Genomic DNA, 18,120 nt, shown 5'->3' with positions numbered 1-18,120 from the left:
GCGCCTAGGCTGCTGCCGGTGAGAACCATCGGCATCGACCTCGCCGCGAGCACCCCCGGCACCGCCTTGGCCGAGATCGTCTGGTCGGGCGGCGGCGCGCGACTCACGCGGCTCGAGGCGGGGGTCGACGACACCGACATCGTGGCGTCGGTCTCGGACGGCGACGCCTGGCTCGGCATCGACTGCCCCCTCGGGTGGCCCGACGCGTTCGTCGACTTCGTCCAGGCCCACCATGCCGAGACGGCGCCCGCGCTCGGACCGGTCGACGGGGGAGCGGACTGGCGGCGCCCCCTCGTCTACCGGCACACCGACCACGTCGTCCGCGAGCGCATCGGTCGCTGGCCGCTGAGCGTGTCGACCGACCGGCTGGGCGTCACGGCGCTGCGGTGCGCCGGGGTGCTGCGGCGCCTGGCCGAGGCCGGCTTCGCGGTCGATCGTGCGGGGGAGAGGCGCCTGTTCGAGGTGTATCCCGGCGGCTCGCTGCGCGTGTGGGGCTTCGACACGACGGGGTACCGAGTGGATGCCGCCCGCCGCAGCGCCCTGCTCGACACGGTGTGCGCGCGGGTGCCGTGGTTCGACGTCGGGCCGTTCGCCGCGCTCGCGATCGCCAAGGCCGACGCCTTCGACGCGGTCATCGCCTCCCTCGCGACGCGCGCGGGGGCGCTCGGGCAGTTCGAGCCCCCGGCATCCGAGATGCTCGCCGTGGCGCGGCGGGAGGGGTGGGTCGTGTTGCCCAGTGGGGGGTTGGAGGGTCTTGTTCGGGACGGGTGGGGATGACGCTTATTGTCAGTTCGTCCCCATAGCTCGGGCCGCGTCGATGCGCGTGATGAAGTCGTTCGCCCACTCCGCGGCAGCGGCGATACCCGGGATGACGTCTACTCCGGTAGAGGATGCGTCGTAGAGGGTGTCCCAGTTCTCGTTCACGACCACGACGGGGGGCCACTGCTGCCCGGCGCGATAGGTGAAGAGGCGTGTGCACGTCTCGCGCACGAGAGCGAGGTCGAGGTCCTCTTCGCGATCGAGCAGCTGTAGGTCGATGAGGTCGTGTGCGCGCTCGCTACCAGGGCCCGTCGCCGCGTGAAGCTTCTGCGCAATCTGATGGTCACTACGCATCACACTGACCGGCTCCGGGCGGGGAAGGCCGACGGATGGGAACAGGTCCGCGAGGTCGTCGGCGAGCGCTGTCTCCGGCGCATCAGCGTCGCCGATCTCGTTGTGGCCCAGCTCGAACGTGACGGTGCACCACGGCTTGCCGAGATAGTCGAGCTTCACATCGAAGGGCCGCATGACGTACGTGGTGGGTACGTCCGCCGGTTTCGGCGCCGTGCGTTCGATGAGGCGACCGGTGAATCCCGACCACCCCGTGCGCAGCCGTTCCTCGAAATCATTGGTGAACTCAGCCAGCGTGCCCGGTCGCGCGGCGTCGAGGTCTTTGGTGAATCGAGTGGCCCGGCCGTAGCGGAGAGCCATGGCGCTTCCACCTTTGACGGCCCCGGCTGGGAGCATCTGGCCGACCACGACCAGCGCCATCCCGACCGTGCGTCTGTTGACCGCTCCTTCATCGCCCTCGATGTTGGCGAGCCGCTGCCGTAGCGAAGCGAGGTTCGCTGGGGCTTTGTCGTACGTCACGCGGCCAGCGCTACTCGCACTCGCGACATCTCTGCCATGGTCAGGTACCCCTCTGCGCGCGCTTGGGCGGCAGCTTCGAGCAGCCGTCCGGTCTGGACGCGGCCCCGACATTCGAGGAGCGCGTCCACCACGGGCTGCGCCGCGATGCCCTCGTACACGGTTGGCTTCGCGCCCGCAGGGGCCGGGGTGAGTTCAATGTGTGCGGGCACCGTGCGCCGAGTGCGCTTAGGGGTTGCGAGGGTGATGTTCCGGGGGTTCACATCGGCGAGCCCCAGGAGCGCGAGGACCGTCTCTCCTCGCAGGAACGCACCCTCTCCCGCGCGGAGTGCCGCTTCCGCGTACTCATCCAGAGGGGTGTGCGGGATGGTCTCGTCGCGGTACAACCCGTAGGCGATGTGGGTGAACCTGTTGCGCGTAGCGAGCTTCACCAGCTCGATTCGGGGGACGCCCGCGCTCTCGGCTTCCCGCGTGGTGACGTACCCGTAGTTGTCGACGGCGATCTCGTGGACGATGTCGCGGTAGGTGGGCCGAGTCATGTCAAAACTATACCACTTTCGGTATAGTGTTGACATGACTCGGGGAGCTTCGAGGGTCGGCGTGAGTGCTCCGAAGATGGCGTGACTCGGTCCTGTCGGCGCCACCAGCCGGGGCCGCCCTGAACGTGTACCTACTCAGGCTCTCCTCGCGCCCGAAGTACAACGCGAATGCGTGCTCGACAGGCCTTGCGCCACACTCCCACCCGCGCTAACGTGCAACCAAATGGTTGAACAACAGCACCTCGACTCCGCCGACATCGACCGCGTGTTCCACGCGCTCGCCGATGCGACGCGTCGCGACATCGTGCGGCGCACGCTCGTCACCGAACAGTCGGTGTCGGACCTCGCCGCGGGATACGCCATGTCGTTCGCCGCCGTGTCGAAGCACATCGCGGTGTTGGCCGAGGCCCGGCTCATCACCAAGCGTGCGGAGGGGAGGGTGCGACTCGTGCGTGCCGACCCCGCCGCCCTCGCTCGGGCGCAAGAACTGCTGCGCTCGTACGAGAACCTCTGGCGCGGACGCATCGACCGACTCGATGCACTGCTCCTCGAAGAACCGGATGCCGTCGCATCCACCCCTGCGCCCGAATCGACCGAGAACTGACCCGACGAAGGAGTCCGTCATGCCCGTCACATCCGTCGAGAGCGACACCGAAGCGCTCACCATGAGCCTGGTCGCCGACTTTCCCGTCGGTCCCGAGCGCCTGTGGGCCGTGTTCACCGACCCGCGCCAGCTCGAGCGGTTCTGGGGTCCTCCCGGCTGGCCGGCGACCTTCGATGCGTTCGACTTCTCGGTGGGCGGGCATGCGAAGTACCACATGACCTCGCCCCAGGGTCAGCACGCCGGTGGGGCGTGGGAGTTCACGCGCATCGACGAACCGCGGGGATTCGAGGTCATCGACTCGTTCGCCGACGACAACGGCGACCCGATCGAGGGGATGCCGTCGATGCGCATGGTCTTCTCGTTCGAGGCCACGCCCGAGGGCTCACGGCTGACGAACGTGAGCCACTTCGCCTCGGCCGAGGCCCTCGAGCAGGTCGTGGCGATGGGCGCCGTCGAGGGTTCGACCCTCGCGATGAACCAGCTCGACGCCGTGCTGCTCGGACTCCGCGAGTTCGCCCAGGGCACGGGCACGCAGCTCGAGGTGCTCAGCGACCAGCACGTGCGCATCACTCGCCTCATCGACGGCCCGCGCGAGCTGGTGTGGCGCGCGCACGTCGACCCCGAGCTCATGCGGCAGTGGATGCTCGGCCCCGACGGCTGGCGCATGACCGTCAGCGAGGTCGACGTCTCGGTGGGGGGTCGGTACCGCCTCGCGTGGGAACCCGAGACCGGTACCGAGGGCGAGGGCTTCGGCTTCGACGGCGAGACGCTGCTCGTCGACGAGCCGCGCCGCATCGTGCAGACCGAGCACATGACCGGCACCGACTACCCCTCGACCACGAATGACCTGTCGTTCTACGAGGAAGACGGAGCCACCCTCGTGACGCTGCTCATCGAGTACCCGGATGCCGCGACCCGCGACGCCGTCCTGTCCACCGGCATGGTCGACGGCATGGAGAAGAGCTTCGAGCGGATGGAGCGCGTCGTCCTGGCGTAGCCGGTGCACAACTCCTGCAGATCGGCTGTCGCTCGGCGGAAGAGGCCGTGGCGCGTCGGATGTGCAGGAGTCGTGCTGATCGGGCGGGGGGACCCGCCCGGCTGACGACGTTCCGCGAACGGATGCCGCGGCCTCGGGGCTGCGGCATCCCGCCCGCAGACGGGCTCTCGCGGACCCGCGCGCCGAAGCTCGCAGAAGTACGCGAACCTCGCAGATTCCGCGGGGAAGTCTGCGAGCAAGGCGCCGTTCTGCGAGCTCCGGCCTCGCCTCAGCTCTTGATGTACCCGTTCGGGTTCAGCACGTACTTGCGCGGGGCGCCCTTGTCGAAGTCGGCGTAGCCCTGGGGCGCGTCGTCGAGGCTGATGGGCGTGGCGTTGACGGCCTTCGCGATCTGCACCTTGTCGTGCAGGATCGCCATCATCAGCTGCCGGTTGTACTTCATCACCGGGCACTGGCCGGTCGTGAACGTCAGCGACTTGGCCCAGCCGAGGCCGAGTCGCAGCGAGAGCGAACCGACCTTCGCTGCGTCGTCGACCCCGCCCGGGTCGCCCGTCACGTACAAGCCCGGGATGCCGAGGGCGCCACCGGCTGCGGTGACCTCGAACAGTGAGTTGAGCACCGCCGCCGGGGCCTCGTGCGATGAGTCGGAGCCGTGCCCGCGCGCCTCGAAGCCGACCGCGTCGACCGCGGCATCCACTTCGGGGGTGCCGAGGATTTGGTCGATCTGGTCGCGCGGGTCACCCTTCGACACGTCGACGCTCTCGAATCCCAGCGACCGCACCTGCGCGAGGCGTTCGGCGTTGAGGTCGCCGACGAGCACCGCCGCCGCGCCCAGCAGCTGCGCGCCGACGGCCGCGGCGATGCCGACCGGACCCGCGCCCGCGACGTACACGGTCGATCCCGGGCGGACGCCGGCCGTGTAGGCGCCGTGGAAGCCGGTGGGGAAGATGTCGGACAGCATCGTCAGGTCGAGGATCTTCTCGAGCGCCTGCTCGCGGTCGGGGAAGACCAGCAGATTCCAGTCGGCGTAGGGGACGAGCACATACTCGGCCTGCCCGCCGACCCACCCGCCCATGTCGACGTATCCGTAGGCACTGCCGGGGCGGTCGGGGTTCACGTTCAGACAGATCCCGGTCTTGCCCTCCTTGCAGTTGCGGCAGCGGCCGCACGCGATGTTGAAGGGCACCGAGACGATGTCGCCGACCTTGACGAACTCGACATCGGGACCGACCTCGATCACCTCCCCGGTGATCTCGTGGCCCAGCACGAGACCCGCGGGGGCGGTGGTGCGACCGCGGACCATGTGCTGGTCGGAGCCGCAGATGTTCGTGGAGACGGTGCGCAGGATCGCGCCGTGGGGGACCTTCCGGCCGACGTTCGCCGGGTTCACGCCCGGGCCGTCCTTGAGCTCGAACTCGGGGTAGGGGGTGTCGATGACCTCCACCACTCCGGGTTCTTTGTACGCCACTGCCTTGTTACCGGACATCGTCGTCCTCTCCGGCCGGTCGACCCGACCTGGTCGCGTCGTGTGGGCGGACCCGCAGCGACACCCGACGCGACGTGCGACCGGATTCGGCCGTGAGCGATGCGGGGGTGCCCTCAGCCAAGACGCCGATGACCGGAACGTCAAGGGATGGCGCGAGACGCCACTCGATGCATCATCCGCGCGACCCGTCTACTCCGAGGGTGAGGCCCGGCGGACGGCGTCGCGAACGGCCCTCTCGACCTCGGCTGTCACCTCGACCACCGCGAACGACACCGGCCACATCGGACCGTCGTCGAGGTGCGCGGTGTCGTCGAAGCTGACCGTGCCGTAGCGCGTCTTGAACTTCGACGCCGGTTGATAGAAGACGACGACCTTGCCGTCCTTCGCGTAGGCCGGGAAGCCGTAGAAGGTCTTCGGATTCAGGTGCGGCGCCTCCTCCAGCACGATGACGTGGAGGCGTTCGGCCATCGCCCGGTCGACGCCCTCGAGGTTGTCGATCGCCTCGAGGCAGGCCTCGTTCTCCTTCTCGAGCTTCGCCGCGCCCTTGAGCCCCTTCGTGGCCTTGAGCTCCTCGGCACGCTGTTTCATCGCCGTACGTTCTTCGTCGCTGAATCCTGCTCCGCCTGCTGCCATGGCATCCACCTCTCGTCGGTCTGCGGGCAGGATAGCGCCGTTGTCGGCGCCGATACAGGGCCGTGCGCGACGGCGCGCGAGGCGCGCTCGCTCACGGATCTGCGCAAGGTCAGTGGCGATGGGGTGGATGCCGCTGAGGTTGTGGGGATTGGTGAGGTTGTGTCGGGGTGGGCCGGCGGCGGCCGGGGGTGGTGGCGCGAGGCACGCTCGCTCAGGGATCTGCGCAGAGTCAGTGGCGATGGGGTGGATGCCACTGAGGTTGGGCGGATCGCTGAGGTTGCGCCGCGCTGCGCCGGGCGGGGCGGGCCGGCCCGAGTCGCGGCTCAGGCCAGCCGCAGCCCCTCTTCGAGCGCGACCCACGCGAGCATCGCGCACTTCACGCGCGCGGTGTACTTCGACACCCCCGACAGCGCGGCGGCGTCGGCGAACGTCTCCTCGTCGAGGGGGATCTTGCCGCGCGAGCGCATCGCCTCGCGGAACTGTGCGATGAGAGCATCGGCGTCGGCGCGCGGCATCCCGTCGTCGCCGCCGTCTTCCTGCAGCAGCGCGACGAGCATCGACGCCGACGACTGCGAGATCGAGCATCCCGCGCCCTCCCAGGTGACGGATGCCACGCGCTCGCCGTCGTCGGACAGCTCGACGCGGAGCGTGATCTCATCGCCGCAGATGGGATTGCGCTGGTGCACCGTGGCGCTGTGCGCGCCCGGTTCGGCGAGGCCGAAGCCGCGACGGTTCTTCGCGTGGTCGAGGATCAGTTCCTGGTACAGCGACTCGAGCCCGCTCATGCGCGTGCTCCCGCCGTGGTCGCGCCGACGCCGAAGAAGCCGCGAACGCCCGAGACGGCATCGAGGAACGTGTCGATCTCGGCGGCGGTGGTGTGGATCGCCGCGCTCGCGCGCACCGACGCCGTCAGGCCGAATCGGCGGTGCAGCGGCTGTGCGCAGTGGTGACCGACGCGCACGGCCACGCCGCGGGAGTCGAGGAACTGGCCCACGTCGTGCGCGTGCACGCCGTCGACCACGAAGGCCTGCAGGGCGATGCGCTCGGCGGCATCCGTGTCTCCGAGCAGGCGGATGCTGTCGATCGAGCGGAGTCCCTCGCGCATGCGTGCTTCGAGCGTCGCCTCGTGGGCGTGAGCGGCGGCGAGATCGTGCTCGCCGAGCCAGCGCACCGCGGCGGCCAGCGCCACCGCCTGCGACACCGGCTGCGTGCCCGCCTCGAAGCGCTGCGGCGGCGGGAGGTATTCGGCCTTGTCGAGTGTGACGGTGGTGATCATCGACCCGCCGGTGGTGAAGGGCGGCAGCGCGTCGAGCACCTCGTCGCGACCCCAGAGCGCGCCGATGCCGTAGGGGCCGTGGACCTTGTGCCCCGAGAAGACGGCGAGGTCGACTCCGGATGCCGGTAGGTCGAGCGCGAGGTGCGGAGCCGACTGGCACGCGTCGAGCACCGTCAGCGCGCCGACGCCGCGGGCGAGGGTGACGAGCTTCGCGACGGGGTTCACGATGCCGAGCACGTTCGAGACGTGCGGGAACGCGACGACCTTGGTGCGCTCGCCGATGAGGTCGGCTGCGGCGTGCATGTCGAGCATGCCGTCGTCGAGCACCGGGATGTGGCGCAGGCGCGCGCCCGTGCGGGCGGCGAGCTCCTGCCAGGGAATGAGGTTGGCGTGGTGCTCGGCCTCGGTCACGACGATCTCGTCGCCGTCGCGCAGCCGCCCCGCGTAGCCGAGCGAACCCGCGACGAGGTTGAGCCCGGCGGTGGCGCCCGAGGTCCAGACGAGCTGCTCGGGCTCGGCGCCCACGAACTCGGCGACGGTGACACGGGCGTCTTCGAACAGCTCGGTCGCCTCGGCCGCGAGCGTGTGCGCACCGCGGTGCACGGCGGAGTTCGCGCGCTCGAGGAACCCGCGCTCGGCATCCAGCACGGCACGCGGCTTCTGGCTGGTCGCTCCCGAATCGAGGTACACGAGGGGCCGGCCGTCGATCTCGGTCTCGAGGATCGGGAAGTCGGTGCGCACGGCGGCGACGTCGAAGGGGAGTGTCACCCCTCCAGGCTACGCGGGGATGCGTCCGCCCCGGCCTGCCGGAGCTCCCGCAGTCCGGCCTTTCCCTCGCCCGCCGATCGGGGCCCGGGCCGAACTCCGGAGAAACAGGGCCTCGGGGGGAGTGCGACCGCCGATCGGGCGCTCCGCGCGCGGGATCTCCGGAGTTTCGCACGCTCCGGAGGCGTGAGGTTCGCGCGGCGTCCCGCATGAGAACCGTCAGCGCGACGGATCGCGGCGGGCATGGCGCGTAGACCGGATGCCATGACCCTCACGGCCCTGCTCCCCACCCTCCGATCCAGCATCCCGGCGCCCTTCGACTCCGCGGCGTGGCCCGCGGGTTCCGTGCCCACCCTCGACGACGTCACGGTGCGGGCGATGTCGGTCGGCCGTTACGCCGACATCTGCGGCACGCCCTGCGTGTGCACGGGACCCGCCGTCATCCCGGCGTCGGGTGGGGTGGCATCCGCGACGCTGTCGACGACGGTGATCGTGGCGACGGTGGTGCAGGCCGCACCTGACGCGCTGCGCCTCGACGCGTGCACAGCGGGACTCGACGTGGTGTGGCGCGAAGCGCGTCTGCTCGGCCGCGTGTCGCACGCGTACGACGAGCCCTTCGCGGTGATCGACACGCACGGCAGCGAGGCGTGCGCCCGGGTCGTGCTCCCCGGTGACGTGCGGGTGGGCGACCGCATCGCCGTTCCCTGCCCCGGATGCCACACCCTCGGGGAAGTGCGTTGATGCTGCTGCACTCGATCGTCTACGCCTGCCGCTGCGCACGGGTGCAGGCGGAGTCGAGGCCTGCGCCGACGACGAGGACACGCCGACGCGGTGACGGTTCAGTCTCGCGCGAGCAGTCGCGCCGGCACCGTCGAGGCCGCGGCGCGAGCAAGGTCGAGGGGGACGCCCGCCGCCGTCGCCATCTCGATCGCGCGCTCCATCGTCAGGGTGGAGCCGGCGAGGGTGTCGGTGCCGGCGAGCACGGGGCGCCCGTCTTTCACCTCGACATCGAGGCCGCCGAGGCGATACTCACCGTCGCCGAGTCCGGTGGCCGACATCGCGTCGGTGACCAGGATGACGCGTCGCGGCGCGGCCGCGAAGAGCGTGCGGATGACCTCGGGGTGCACGTGAACGCCGTCGGCGATCACTTCGAGGGCGACGTGGTCGCGCCCGAGCGCCGCGCCGACGGGGCCGGGAGCACGGTGCCCGAGGCCCGGCATGGCGTTGAACGCGTGCGTCACGAGCTGCGCACCGCGATCGAACGCCGCGGCGGCGACATCGTGATCGGCCTCGGTGTGCCCCACTGCGACGACGACGCCCGCCGCCACGAACGCGTCGACGGCATCCATCGCCCCGGGTAGCTCGGGGGCGAGCGTGACCTGGCGCACGATGCCCTCGCCCGCCGCCAGCAGCCGCTCCACGGCCTCGGGCGACGGCGGCACGAGAGCTGCGGGGTCGTGGGCACCGCGGCGCGCGGGCGCGAGGAACGGCCCCTCCAGGTGAACGCCCGCCACGCCCGGCAGCGCGGGAAGCGCCGCGCGCAGGTCGCGCAGCCGGCGCTCGAGGCGGTCGATGGGGGCGCTCACCAGGCTGAGCAGCAGCCGCGCGGTTCCGTGCGCGCGATGGTGGGCGACGGCGGCGGCGAGCCCCTCGAGGTCGGCGTCGTCGAACGAGTGCCCGACCGCGCCGTGGCAGTGCAGATCGACGACCTCGGCGGGGAGGGGCGCGGCGGCGGTCTCGCTGGTGCTCATGGGATGTTCATCCTCTCGCGCCGGAGGCTCGGGCAGGAGTCGTGCGCGGCGCACCGGCCTCAGAGCACCAGCCGGTACCCCATCCCCTGCTCCGTCAGCAGGTGCACGGGCGCCGAGGGATCGGCCTCGAGCTTCTTGCGCAGCTGCGACATGTACAGCCGCAGGTAGCCGCTGTCGGCAACCTGCTCGCTGGCCCAGATCTCTTTCAGCAGCGTCTGCCGGGTGACGAGCGAGCCGGGGTTGCGGGCGAGGAACTCCAGCATGCGCCACTCGGTCGGGGTCAGGTGCACGCGGGTGCCGTCACGCAGCACGGCCTTCGCGGCCAGGTCGACCTCGACCGCGCCGAAGCGCACGATCGCCTCGCCCGAGGCCGGCGTGACCCGCCGGGCGTGCACCCGCAGTCGGGCGAGCAGCTCGTCGATCTGGAACGGTTTGGTCACGTAGTCGTCGGCGCCGGCGTCGAGCGCGTCGACCTTGTCGGCCGAACCGGTGCGGCCCGACACGACGATGATCGGCACGCTCGTCCAGCCGCGCAGCGCCTGGATCACCTGCACGCCGTCGAGGTGCGGCATCCCGAGGTCGAGCAGCACGATGTCGGGATGCGATTGAGCGGCGAGCGTGATGGCCGCGGCACCGTCGGCCGCGGCGACGACGTCGTACCCGTGGGCGGCGAGGGTGATGCGCAGGGCGCGCACCAACTGCGGGTCGTCGTCGGCGATGAGCACCTTCACGGCGTCCTCCTTCGGATGGCGGATGCCACCGACACCGCGCTCTGGTCGGCACCGGCCGCGTCGCCGCCCTCGACGGGGAGGGCGATCACCATCGTGAGTCCGCCGCCGGGGGTGTCTTCGGGGGTGAGGGTGCCGCCCATGCCTTCGGCGAAGCCGCGCGAGAGGGCGAGACCGAGGCCCAGCCCCGCGGTGTTGTCGGTGTCGCCGAGGCGCTGGAAGGGCGCGAACATGTCGTCGCGCCGTTCGGCCGCGATGCCCGGTCCGTGATCGATCACGCGGATCTCGGCCGTGCCGCTGAGGCGGCTCGTGGCGATGCGCACCCGCGTGCCCGCGGGCGAGTAGCGATCGGCGTTGGCGAGCACGTTCACGAGCACGCGCTGCAGCAGCACGCCGTCGGCGCGGAGGGCCGGCAGGTCGGGGTCGAGCGCGAGCTCCACCTCGTCGGGACCGAGGCCGAGCTCGTCGAGGGCGGCGATCACGACGTCGGCCGCGTCGACGGGGGCGAGCGAGACCGCGAGCACCCCGGCCTGCACGCGGCTCACGTCGAGCAGGTCGGTCACCAGCAGCGACAGCGTCGCCAGGCTCTCGTCGGCGGTCTCGATCAACTCGCGGCGGTCGCTGTCGGAGAGCTGGTCGCCGGCGGCGCGAAGCCCCCCGAGGGCCGCCACGGCCGACGCCAGAGGTCGGCGGAGGTCGTGGCTGACGGCCGAGAGCAGGGCCGTGCGCACCTGGTCGGTCTCGGCGAGGGCACCGGCTTCGGCGGCGGTCTCGGCCAGATCGGTGCGCTCGAGGGCGGCCGAGAGCTGCGCGACGACCACGTCGAGAAGACGGCGCTCGCTCGCGTCGAGATCGCGGCCGTGCAGCTCGAGCATCGCCCGGTCGGCACCCACCGGCACGGTGGTCGACCGACCGTCGCGCACCGGCTCGCCGTCGGTGGCGATGACCTGACCGTCGGCGGTGATCAGGCGCACGCCCGCGAGACCGAACGCCTCGCGCGCGCGGCTGATCAGGGCGGGAACCGCGCTCTCGCCCCGCAGCACGCTGCCGGCGACCGTGGCGAGAAGCTCCGCCTCGGCCGAGGCGCGGCGGGCGGCGCGGGCGCGACGGGCGGCCTGATCGACGACGATGCTCACCAGCATCGCGATGATCACGTAGAGCACGAGGGCGATCGCGTGCACGGGATCGCTGATGGTGACGGTGTAGAGCGGCGCGATGAAGAGGAAGTCGAGGGTCACGCCCGACAGCACCGCGGCGAACACCGCCGGCCAGATGCCGCCGATCAGCGCCACGATCACCACGAGCAGCTGGTACGCCAGCACGTCGGTGGTGATCGAGTCGTCGGAACCGGTCGACAGCAGAAGGAGCGAGATGAGGGGGCCGCCCACGAGCGCGGTGACGAACCCAAGGATGCGACGCTTCGCGCTCAGCGCGGGCCCGGTCAGGCGGGGGAGGGCGAACCGCCCGCCGGCGCGCGCGTGGTTGACGATGTGCACATCGATGTCGCCGGAGGCGCGGATGACGGTGGCGCCGATGCCGGGACCGGTGAGGGCCGCGCCCAGCCGTCCGCGGCGGCTGACGCCGATCACGAGCTGCGAGGCATTGACCGACCGCGCGAAGTCGACGAGGGCGGTGGCGACGTCGTCGCCGACGACCTGGTGGTACGAGCCGCCGAGCTGCTCGACGAGGGCCCGCTGTGCGTCGAGGGCGCCGGGCGTGCTCGCCCGCAGGCCGTCCTGCGTCGACACGTGCACGGCGAGCAGCTCGCCTCCGGCCGAGCGGGCGGCGATCCGCGCGCCGCGGCGCAGCAGGGTCTCGCCCTCGGGGCCGCCGGTGAGGGCCACGACCACGCGCTCGCGCGCCTGCCACGACCCCTCGATGCCCTGCTCGACGCGGTAGCGCTGCAGGGCCGAGTCCACCTCGTCGGCGAGCCACAGCAGGGCCAGTTCGCGCAGCGCCGTGAGATTGCCCAGACGGAAGTAGTTCGACAGGGCGGCGTCGATGCGCTCGGCGGGGTACACCGACCCGGCCGACAGGCGGTCGCGCAGGGACTGCGGCGCCAGGTCGACGACCTCGATCTGGTCGGCGGCGCGCACCACGGCATCCGGGACCGTCTCGCGCTGCACGACCCCGGTGATCTTCTCGACCACGCCGTTGAGCGAGGCGATGTGCTGCACGTTCAGCGTGGTGATCACGTCGATCCCGGCCGACAGCAGCGCGTCGACGTCGAGCCAGCGCTTGTCGTGGCGCGAGCCCGGGGCGTTGGTGTGCGCGAGCTCGTCGACCAGGGCCAGCGCGGGGCGCCGGTCGAGGACGGCATCCAGGTCCATCTCGTCGAGCGCCACCCCGCGGTGCTCGACGGCGCGGCGGGGCAGCATCTCGAGGCCCTCGGCCTGCGCGGCGGTGGCGGCGCGGCCGTGCGTCTCGACGATCGCGATGACGACGTCGCGGCCCTCGGCGGCGAGCCGGCGCCCCTCTTCGAGCATCTCGTAGGTCTTGCCGACGCCGGGCGCGGCCCCGAGCAGCACACGCAGATGCCCGCGCCTCACGAGGCGCTCCCGTGGCGTCGGTCGCTCGAGATGCCCGACCCCGTGGTCGGGACCGCCCGGTCGCGCGGCGCTGATACCCCGTCGAGTGTCCACGACACGCCGCATCCGCGCGCGGCCAGCGGCGTGTTCCGGACACTCGACCGGGGTTGCCCCGCCCGGCACCGCCCCGACGGGCACTGCGCGCGAACCCGCCGTCGCGCACGGAGCGCGACGGCGGGGACCACGACGAGAGCCATGTCAGCGATTCTCGTCGCTCATCGGGCGTCGAGCGCGCGATTGAGCTCGACGACGTTGACGCGCGGGTCGCCGAGGTATCCGAGATCGCGGGGCAGGGTGTGCTCCGCGACGAGGGTCGACACCTCCGATGCCGGGATGCCGCGGGCCTCGGCGACCCGCTCGACCTGGCGCTGCGCGTTCGCGACCGAGATGTCGGGATCCAGTCCCGAGCCCGAGGCGGTCACCGCGTCGGCGGGGATCGTGCCGGCACCGTTCAGGTCGTCGAACGCCGCCTGGTGTTCCTGGATCGAGGCGATGAGGTCGCTGTTCTCCGGCCCGAGGTTCGACCCCGTCGAGGCCGAGGAGTCGTACCCCGCGGCAGAGGGACGCGACTGGAAGTACTGCGGCAGGGCGGTGCCGTCGGCATCCTGGAACGACTGGCCGACCAGCTGCGAGCCCTGGACGCTCCCGTCGGCCGAGCGGATGAGCGACCCGTTCGCCGCGAACGGCAGGGCGACCTGGCCGATCGCGGTGATGAGCAGCATGTAGCCGACGCCGAGGACGGCGGTGAAGACGAGCATCGCGCGGACGGCGACGCCGGTGGTCCGCAGGGTGGTGCGCATGACGGGGCCTTTCAGAAACCGGGGAGCAGGCTCACGACGAGGTCGATGAGCTTGATGCCGATGAAGGGGACGAGGACGCCGCCGAGCCCGTACACGAGCAGGTTGCGGCTGAGGATGCTCGAGGCGCTGGCCGCGCGGTATTTCACTCCACGCAGCGCCAGGGGGATGAGCACGATGATGACCACGGCGTTGAAGATGATCGCGCTGAGCACGGCCGAGGCCGGCGACGACAGCTGCATGACGTTCAGCACCGCGAGGCCCGGGAACACGCCCATGAACATCGCCGGGATGATCGCGAAGTACTTCGCGATGTCGTTGGCGAGCGAGAACGTCGTCAGCGCGCCGCGCGTGATGAGCAGCTGCTTGCCGATGCGCACGATGTCGATGAGCTTGGTCGGGTCGCTGTCGAGGTCGACCATGTTGCCGGCCTCCTTCGCGGCCGAAGTGCCCGTGTTCATCGCGACGCCCACGTCGGCCTGAGCCAGCGCCGGGGCGTCGTTCGTGCCGTCGCCGGTCATCGCGACGAGGTTGCCGCCCTGCTGCTCGCGCTGGATGAGCGCGAGCTTGTCTTCGGGCGTGGCCTCGGCGAGGAAGTCGTCGACCCCGGCCTCGGCGGCGATCGCCTTGGCGGTGAGGGGGTTGTCGCCCGTGATCATCACGGTGCGGATGCCCATGGCCCGCAGCTCGCCGAACCGCTCGCGCAGCCCGTCCTTGACGACGTCCTTGAGGTGGATGACGCCGAGTACGCGGCCGACGCCCGACGAGAGCGTCGCGACGACCAGCGGCGTTCCGCCCGACTGCGAGATGGCGTCGGTCTCGCTCTGCAGCTTCGCGCGCAACGCCTCGGCGACGGGGGCTCCGGATGCCGCGAGCCAGGCCACGACGGCGGACGCGGCGCCCTTGCGCACCTGCGTGCCGTCGACCAGGTCGAGGCCGCTCATGCGGGTCTGCGCCGTGAAGGGCACGGGTTCCGCACCCCGGGGCAGGTCGGCGACGATCCCCTGGGCTGCCGCGAGCTCGACGACCGACACGCCCTCGGGCGTGGGGTCGGCCTGCGACGACAGCGAGGCGTACTCCGCGAGCTCCGGCCCGCCGACGCCCGTCAGGGCGACGAACGCCGACGCGCGACGGTTGCCGTAGGTGATGGTGCCGGTCTTGTCGAGCAGCAGGGTGGTGACGTCTCCCGCGGCCTCGACGGCGCGGCCCGACATGGCGAGCACGTTGCGCTGCACCAGGCGGTCCATGCCCGCGATGCCGATGGCGCTCAGCAGGGCGCCGATGGTCGTGGGGATCAGGCAGACGAGCAGCGCGACGAGCACGGGGATCGAGACGGGGGATGCCGCGTACGAGGCGATGGGGTTCAGCACCAGCACGACGATCACGAACACGATCGACAGGCTCGCGAGCAGGATGTTCAGCGCGATCTCGTTGGGGGTGCGCTGACGCGAAGCGCCCTCGACGAGCGCGATCATGCGATCGACGAACGTCTCACCGGGCTTCGAGGTGATCTTCACGACGATGCGGTCGCTGAGCACGCGGGTGCCGCCGGTGACGGCGCTGCGGTCGCCGCCCGACTCGCGCACGACCGGGGCGGATTCGCCGGTGATCGCCGACTCGTCGACCGTGGCGATGCCGTGCACGATGTCGCCGTCGCCGGGGATGAGCTCGCCCGTCTCGACGAGCACGACGTCGCCGAGGCGCAGGTCGCCCGAGGGGACGTCTTCGGTTGCGGCGGCGGATGCCGAGGGGTCTTCGGCGGAGTACGAGACGACGCGGCGGGCCGAGGTGGTCGTGCGGGTCTTGCGCAGCGTCGCCGCCTGCGCCTTGCCGCGGCCCTCGGCGACCGACTCGGCGATGTTCGCGAAGAACACGGTGAGCCAGAGCCAGACGGCGATACCCCAGGTGAAACCGGCGGGGAGCGTGGTGTCGCCGCCTCCGAGGAACGGCTCGGCGAGAGCGATGAGCGTGGTCAGAGCCGCGCCCACCCAGACGAGGAACATCACGGGGTTGCGCCACTGCGCCGCGGGGTTGAGCTTCTTGGCCGCCCCCGGAAGGGCGGCGACGACCTGGGCGGCGCTGAACGCACGCCGCGGGGTGGGCTGCTCGGGATCGGCGGCGGGGGCCGGAGCGTGGGTGAGGGTGGACATCAGCGGGCAAGTCCTTCGGCGAGGGGTCCGAGAGTGAGGACCGGGAAGTAGGTGAGCGCCGTGACGATCACGGCGACGCCGGCGAGCAGACCCGCGAACTGCGGGCGATGCGTCGGCAGGGTTCCGGCGGTGGCGGGCACGGCATCCTGTGCCGCGAGGGCACCGGCCAGCGCCAGCACGAACACGATCGGCAGGAAGCGTCCGAGCAGCATCGCCACGCCGAGCGCGGTGTTGAACCACGGGGTGTTGGCGGTGAGGCCGGCGAAGGCCGAGCCGTTGTTGTTCGCCGCCGAGGTGAAGGCGTAGAGCACTTCGCTCAGACCGTGCACGCCCGGGTTGAGGATCGAGGTCGACTCCACGTCGTCCCGGATGCCGGGAACCCCGAAGCTCAGCGCGGTCCCGGCCAGCACCAGGGTGGGCGTGACGAGGATGTACAGGCTCGCGAGCTTGATCTCGCGCGGCCCGATCTTCTTGCCCAGGTATTCGGGGGTGCGGCCGATCAGCAGCCCGCCGACGAACACCGCGATCACGGCGAGGATCAGCATTCCGTAGAGCCCCGAGCCGACGCCGCCGGGGGCGACCTCGCCGAGCATCATGTTGATCATCGGCATCATGCCGCCGAGGGCCGTGTTGCTGTCGTGCATCGAGTTGACCGCGCCGGTCGAGGTCAGCGTGCTCGTCGACGAGAAGAGCGTCGAACCGAAGATGCCGAAGCGCACCTCCTTGCCCTCGAGCGAGCCGCCCGCGAGCTGGGGAGCGGTGCCGGCGCCGGCGAGCTCGGCCCACGTCATCAGGGCGGTGGAGGCCACGAAGATCGCCCCCATCACGCCCAGGATCATGTATCCCTGACGGTTGTCGCCGACGATGCGCCCGAAGGCGCGGGGCAGCGAGAACGGGATCACCAGCATGAGGAAGATCTCGAACAGGTTCGTCCACGGCGTCGGGTTCTCGAACGGGTGGGCGGAGTTGGTGTTGAAGAACCCGCCGCCGTTGGTGCCGAGGAGCTTGATCGCCTCCTGCGAGGCCACCGGCCCACCCGGGATCGACTGGGCGGCTCCCGTGAGGGTCGTGGCATCGGTGAAGCCGTTGAGGTTCTGGATGACGCCGCCCGCGAGCAGCACGACGGCCGCGACGATCGAGAACGGCAGCAGCAGGCGGTACGTGCCGCGCACCAGGTCGACCCAGAAGTTGCCGATCACGCCGCTGCGGCGATACGCGAACCCGCGCACCAGGGCGACGGCGACGGCGATGCCCACGGCGGCGCTCACGAAGTTCTGCACGGTCAACGCCGCGAACTGCACGGTGTAGCCGAGCGTCGTCTCGCCCGAGTAGGACTGCCAGTTGGTGTTCGCGACGAACGACGCCGCGGTGTTGAACGACAGTGCCTCGCCCGGTGCCTCGAGACCCAGCGAGAAGGGCAGCACGGTCTGCAACCGCATGATCGCGTAGACGAGGACGACGCCCACGAACGAGAACAGCAGCACCGAGCGCAGGTAGGCCTGCCAGGTCTGCGCGCTGCGGGGGTCCACGCCGATCAGGCGGTAGGTGCCCCGCTCGACGGCGAGGTCGCGCGCGCCGGTGTAGATGCGGGCGATGTAGTCGCCGAGGGGGCGGTACGCCAGTCCCAGGGCGACGATGAGGGTGAGGCTGGTCAACACGATGGACCAGATCATTCCGGCGTCCATGTCAGAACTTCTCGGGGCGGACGAGGGCGACCACGAGGTAGACGACGGCGGCGGCCGCGAGCACGGCGGCGAGGATCGTGAAGAACATCACGGCCGGTCCCCGCTGTTCTCGCGGGCTGTCGGGGCAGACGGCGGGGTGGGGCGAGGAGACGAGGCGCGGACCTCGGGGCCCAGCTTCTCGACCCCCTTCGCGACGAGGGCGACCAGCGCGAAGATCGCGACGGTCGCGGCGAGGAAGACGGCATCGAGCACGACGACTCCAGGATCGAGAACAGAACCGCGGGCGGACCGCGGGCGCCGCGGGGCGGCACGTGTTCCGATACAACCGGCGGGAGGTTCGGCATCCGGGCGTCCTCACGGTTTCCCTACGGGTGTGCGGCGGACGCATACGGCGCGCTTACGCGGGGGCTGCACGACTCCGGCAGAACGCGGTGTCGGGGCTCGCGGCCGCGCGGTGGGGTGGGGGTTGCAGGAGTCGTGCGCGCGCAGCGCAGT

The 18,120-nt window shown here is 71.1% G+C and carries 18 protein-coding genes; 4 read left to right on the top strand and 14 right to left on the bottom strand.

Features of this window, described 5'->3' with window-relative positions; translation table 11 throughout:
- The first annotated feature begins 18 nt into the window (after positions 1 to 18).
- Positions 19 to 777, top strand: a complete 759-nt coding sequence (locus ASG45_RS01050; RefSeq protein WP_055832162.1) for a DUF429 domain-containing protein — start codon at positions 19 to 21, stop codon at positions 775 to 777.
- Between the two features lie 9 nt (positions 778 to 786).
- Here the strand turns inward: ASG45_RS01050 and ASG45_RS01045 are convergent, their stop codons facing one another.
- Both ASG45_RS01045 and ASG45_RS01040 read right to left on the bottom strand, forming a co-directional pair.
- Positions 787 to 1,530 carry a nucleotidyl transferase AbiEii/AbiGii toxin family protein gene (locus tag ASG45_RS01045; RefSeq protein WP_055832160.1) on the bottom strand — a complete coding sequence of 248 codons (744 nt, stop codon included), beginning with the start codon at positions 1,528 to 1,530 and terminating at the stop codon, positions 787 to 789.
- 95 nt (positions 1,531 to 1,625) lie between these two features.
- Complete coding sequence (locus tag ASG45_RS01040) at positions 1,626 to 2,165, bottom strand: hypothetical protein (protein ID WP_055832158.1); 540 nt, start codon at positions 2,163 to 2,165, stop codon at positions 1,626 to 1,628.
- A gap of 223 nt (positions 2,166 to 2,388) precedes the next feature.
- Here ASG45_RS01040 and ASG45_RS01035 point away from each other — a divergent pair, with 223 nt between their 5' ends.
- On the top strand, positions 2,389 to 2,769 hold the full coding sequence (locus ASG45_RS01035) for an ArsR/SmtB family transcription factor (protein WP_055832156.1): 381 nt from the start codon (positions 2,389 to 2,391) through the stop codon (positions 2,767 to 2,769).
- Positions 2,770 to 2,788: 19 nt separating this feature from the next.
- The gene (locus ASG45_RS01030) at positions 2,789 to 3,766 is read left to right on the top strand and encodes an SRPBCC family protein (RefSeq protein ID WP_055832154.1); all 978 of its coding nucleotides are present in this window, start codon (positions 2,789 to 2,791) and stop codon (positions 3,764 to 3,766) included.
- Positions 3,767 to 4,034: 268 nt separating this feature from the next.
- On the opposite strand, the gene fdhA is transcribed toward ASG45_RS01030, so the two are convergent.
- From fdhA to ASG45_RS01010, 4 genes are all read right to left on the bottom strand, one after another.
- Complete coding sequence (gene fdhA, locus ASG45_RS01025) at positions 4,035 to 5,252, bottom strand: formaldehyde dehydrogenase, glutathione-independent (RefSeq protein WP_055832152.1); 1,218 nt, start codon at positions 5,250 to 5,252, stop codon at positions 4,035 to 4,037.
- A gap of 189 nt (positions 5,253 to 5,441) precedes the next feature.
- Positions 5,442 to 5,840, bottom strand: a complete 399-nt coding sequence (locus tag ASG45_RS01020) for a hypothetical protein (RefSeq protein ID WP_442922812.1) — start codon at positions 5,838 to 5,840, stop codon at positions 5,442 to 5,444.
- A gap of 368 nt (positions 5,841 to 6,208) precedes the next feature.
- Entirely contained in the window at positions 6,209 to 6,670 is a 462-nt protein-coding gene (gene sufU / locus ASG45_RS01015) for a Fe-S cluster assembly sulfur transfer protein SufU (RefSeq protein ID WP_055832147.1), read from the bottom strand.
- Entirely contained in the window at positions 6,667 to 7,929 is a 1,263-nt protein-coding gene (locus ASG45_RS01010) for an aminotransferase class V-fold PLP-dependent enzyme (RefSeq protein WP_055832146.1), read from the bottom strand. The genes sufU and ASG45_RS01010 overlap by 4 nt, the downstream gene beginning before the upstream one ends.
- Before the next feature lie 261 nt (positions 7,930 to 8,190).
- Here ASG45_RS01010 and ASG45_RS01005 point away from each other — a divergent pair, with 261 nt between their 5' ends.
- Positions 8,191 to 8,667 carry a hypothetical protein gene (locus ASG45_RS01005; protein ID WP_055832144.1) on the top strand — a complete coding sequence of 159 codons (477 nt, stop codon included), beginning with the start codon at positions 8,191 to 8,193 and terminating at the stop codon, positions 8,665 to 8,667.
- A gap of 98 nt (positions 8,668 to 8,765) precedes the next feature.
- Here the strand turns inward: ASG45_RS01005 and nagA are convergent, their stop codons facing one another.
- From nagA to ASG45_RS16040, 8 genes are all read right to left on the bottom strand, one after another.
- Positions 8,766 to 9,731: an N-acetylglucosamine-6-phosphate deacetylase gene (gene nagA, locus ASG45_RS01000; protein WP_268772679.1), complete on the bottom strand. Its 966-nt coding sequence runs from the start codon at positions 9,729 to 9,731 to the stop codon at positions 8,766 to 8,768.
- 5 nt (positions 9,732 to 9,736) lie between these two features.
- Positions 9,737 to 10,408 carry a response regulator gene (locus tag ASG45_RS00995; protein ID WP_055832141.1) on the bottom strand — a complete coding sequence of 224 codons (672 nt, stop codon included), beginning with the start codon at positions 10,406 to 10,408 and terminating at the stop codon, positions 9,737 to 9,739.
- Positions 10,405 to 12,954 (bottom strand): DUF4118 domain-containing protein, encoded by a 2,550-nt coding sequence (locus ASG45_RS00990; RefSeq protein ID WP_055832139.1) that lies wholly within the window; start codon positions 12,952 to 12,954, stop codon positions 10,405 to 10,407. The genes ASG45_RS00995 and ASG45_RS00990 overlap by 4 nt, the downstream gene beginning before the upstream one ends.
- Positions 12,955 to 13,208: 254 nt before the next feature.
- Positions 13,209 to 13,793 carry a potassium-transporting ATPase subunit KdpC gene (gene kdpC, locus ASG45_RS00985; protein ID WP_055832137.1) on the bottom strand — a complete coding sequence of 195 codons (585 nt, stop codon included), beginning with the start codon at positions 13,791 to 13,793 and terminating at the stop codon, positions 13,209 to 13,211.
- An 11-nt stretch (positions 13,794 to 13,804) separates the two neighbouring features.
- On the bottom strand, positions 13,805 to 15,940 hold the full coding sequence (kdpB, locus tag ASG45_RS00980; RefSeq protein ID WP_055832135.1) for a potassium-transporting ATPase subunit KdpB: 2,136 nt from the start codon (positions 15,938 to 15,940) through the stop codon (positions 13,805 to 13,807).
- Complete coding sequence (gene kdpA, locus ASG45_RS00975; RefSeq protein ID WP_235561537.1) at positions 15,940 to 17,613, bottom strand: potassium-transporting ATPase subunit KdpA; 1,674 nt, start codon at positions 17,611 to 17,613, stop codon at positions 15,940 to 15,942. Before kdpA ends, kdpB begins: the two co-directional genes overlap by 1 nt.
- Positions 17,614 to 17,626: 13 nt before the next feature.
- Positions 17,627 to 17,713 (bottom strand): K(+)-transporting ATPase subunit F, encoded by an 87-nt coding sequence (kdpF, locus tag ASG45_RS16045; protein WP_191916518.1) that lies wholly within the window; start codon positions 17,711 to 17,713, stop codon positions 17,627 to 17,629.
- Positions 17,713 to 17,877, bottom strand: a complete 165-nt coding sequence (locus ASG45_RS16040; RefSeq protein WP_156459319.1) for a hypothetical protein — start codon at positions 17,875 to 17,877, stop codon at positions 17,713 to 17,715. The genes kdpF and ASG45_RS16040 overlap by 1 nt, the downstream gene beginning before the upstream one ends.
- Positions 17,878 to 18,120 lie beyond the last annotated feature (243 nt).

It is taken from the genome of Microbacterium sp. Leaf436, assembly GCF_001424715.1.
Taxonomy (GTDB): Bacteria; Actinomycetota; Actinomycetes; order Actinomycetales; family Microbacteriaceae; genus Microbacterium.
The sequence above is the reverse complement of the archived record's forward strand: the minus strand, read 5'-3'. Positions and strand labels throughout refer to the sequence as shown.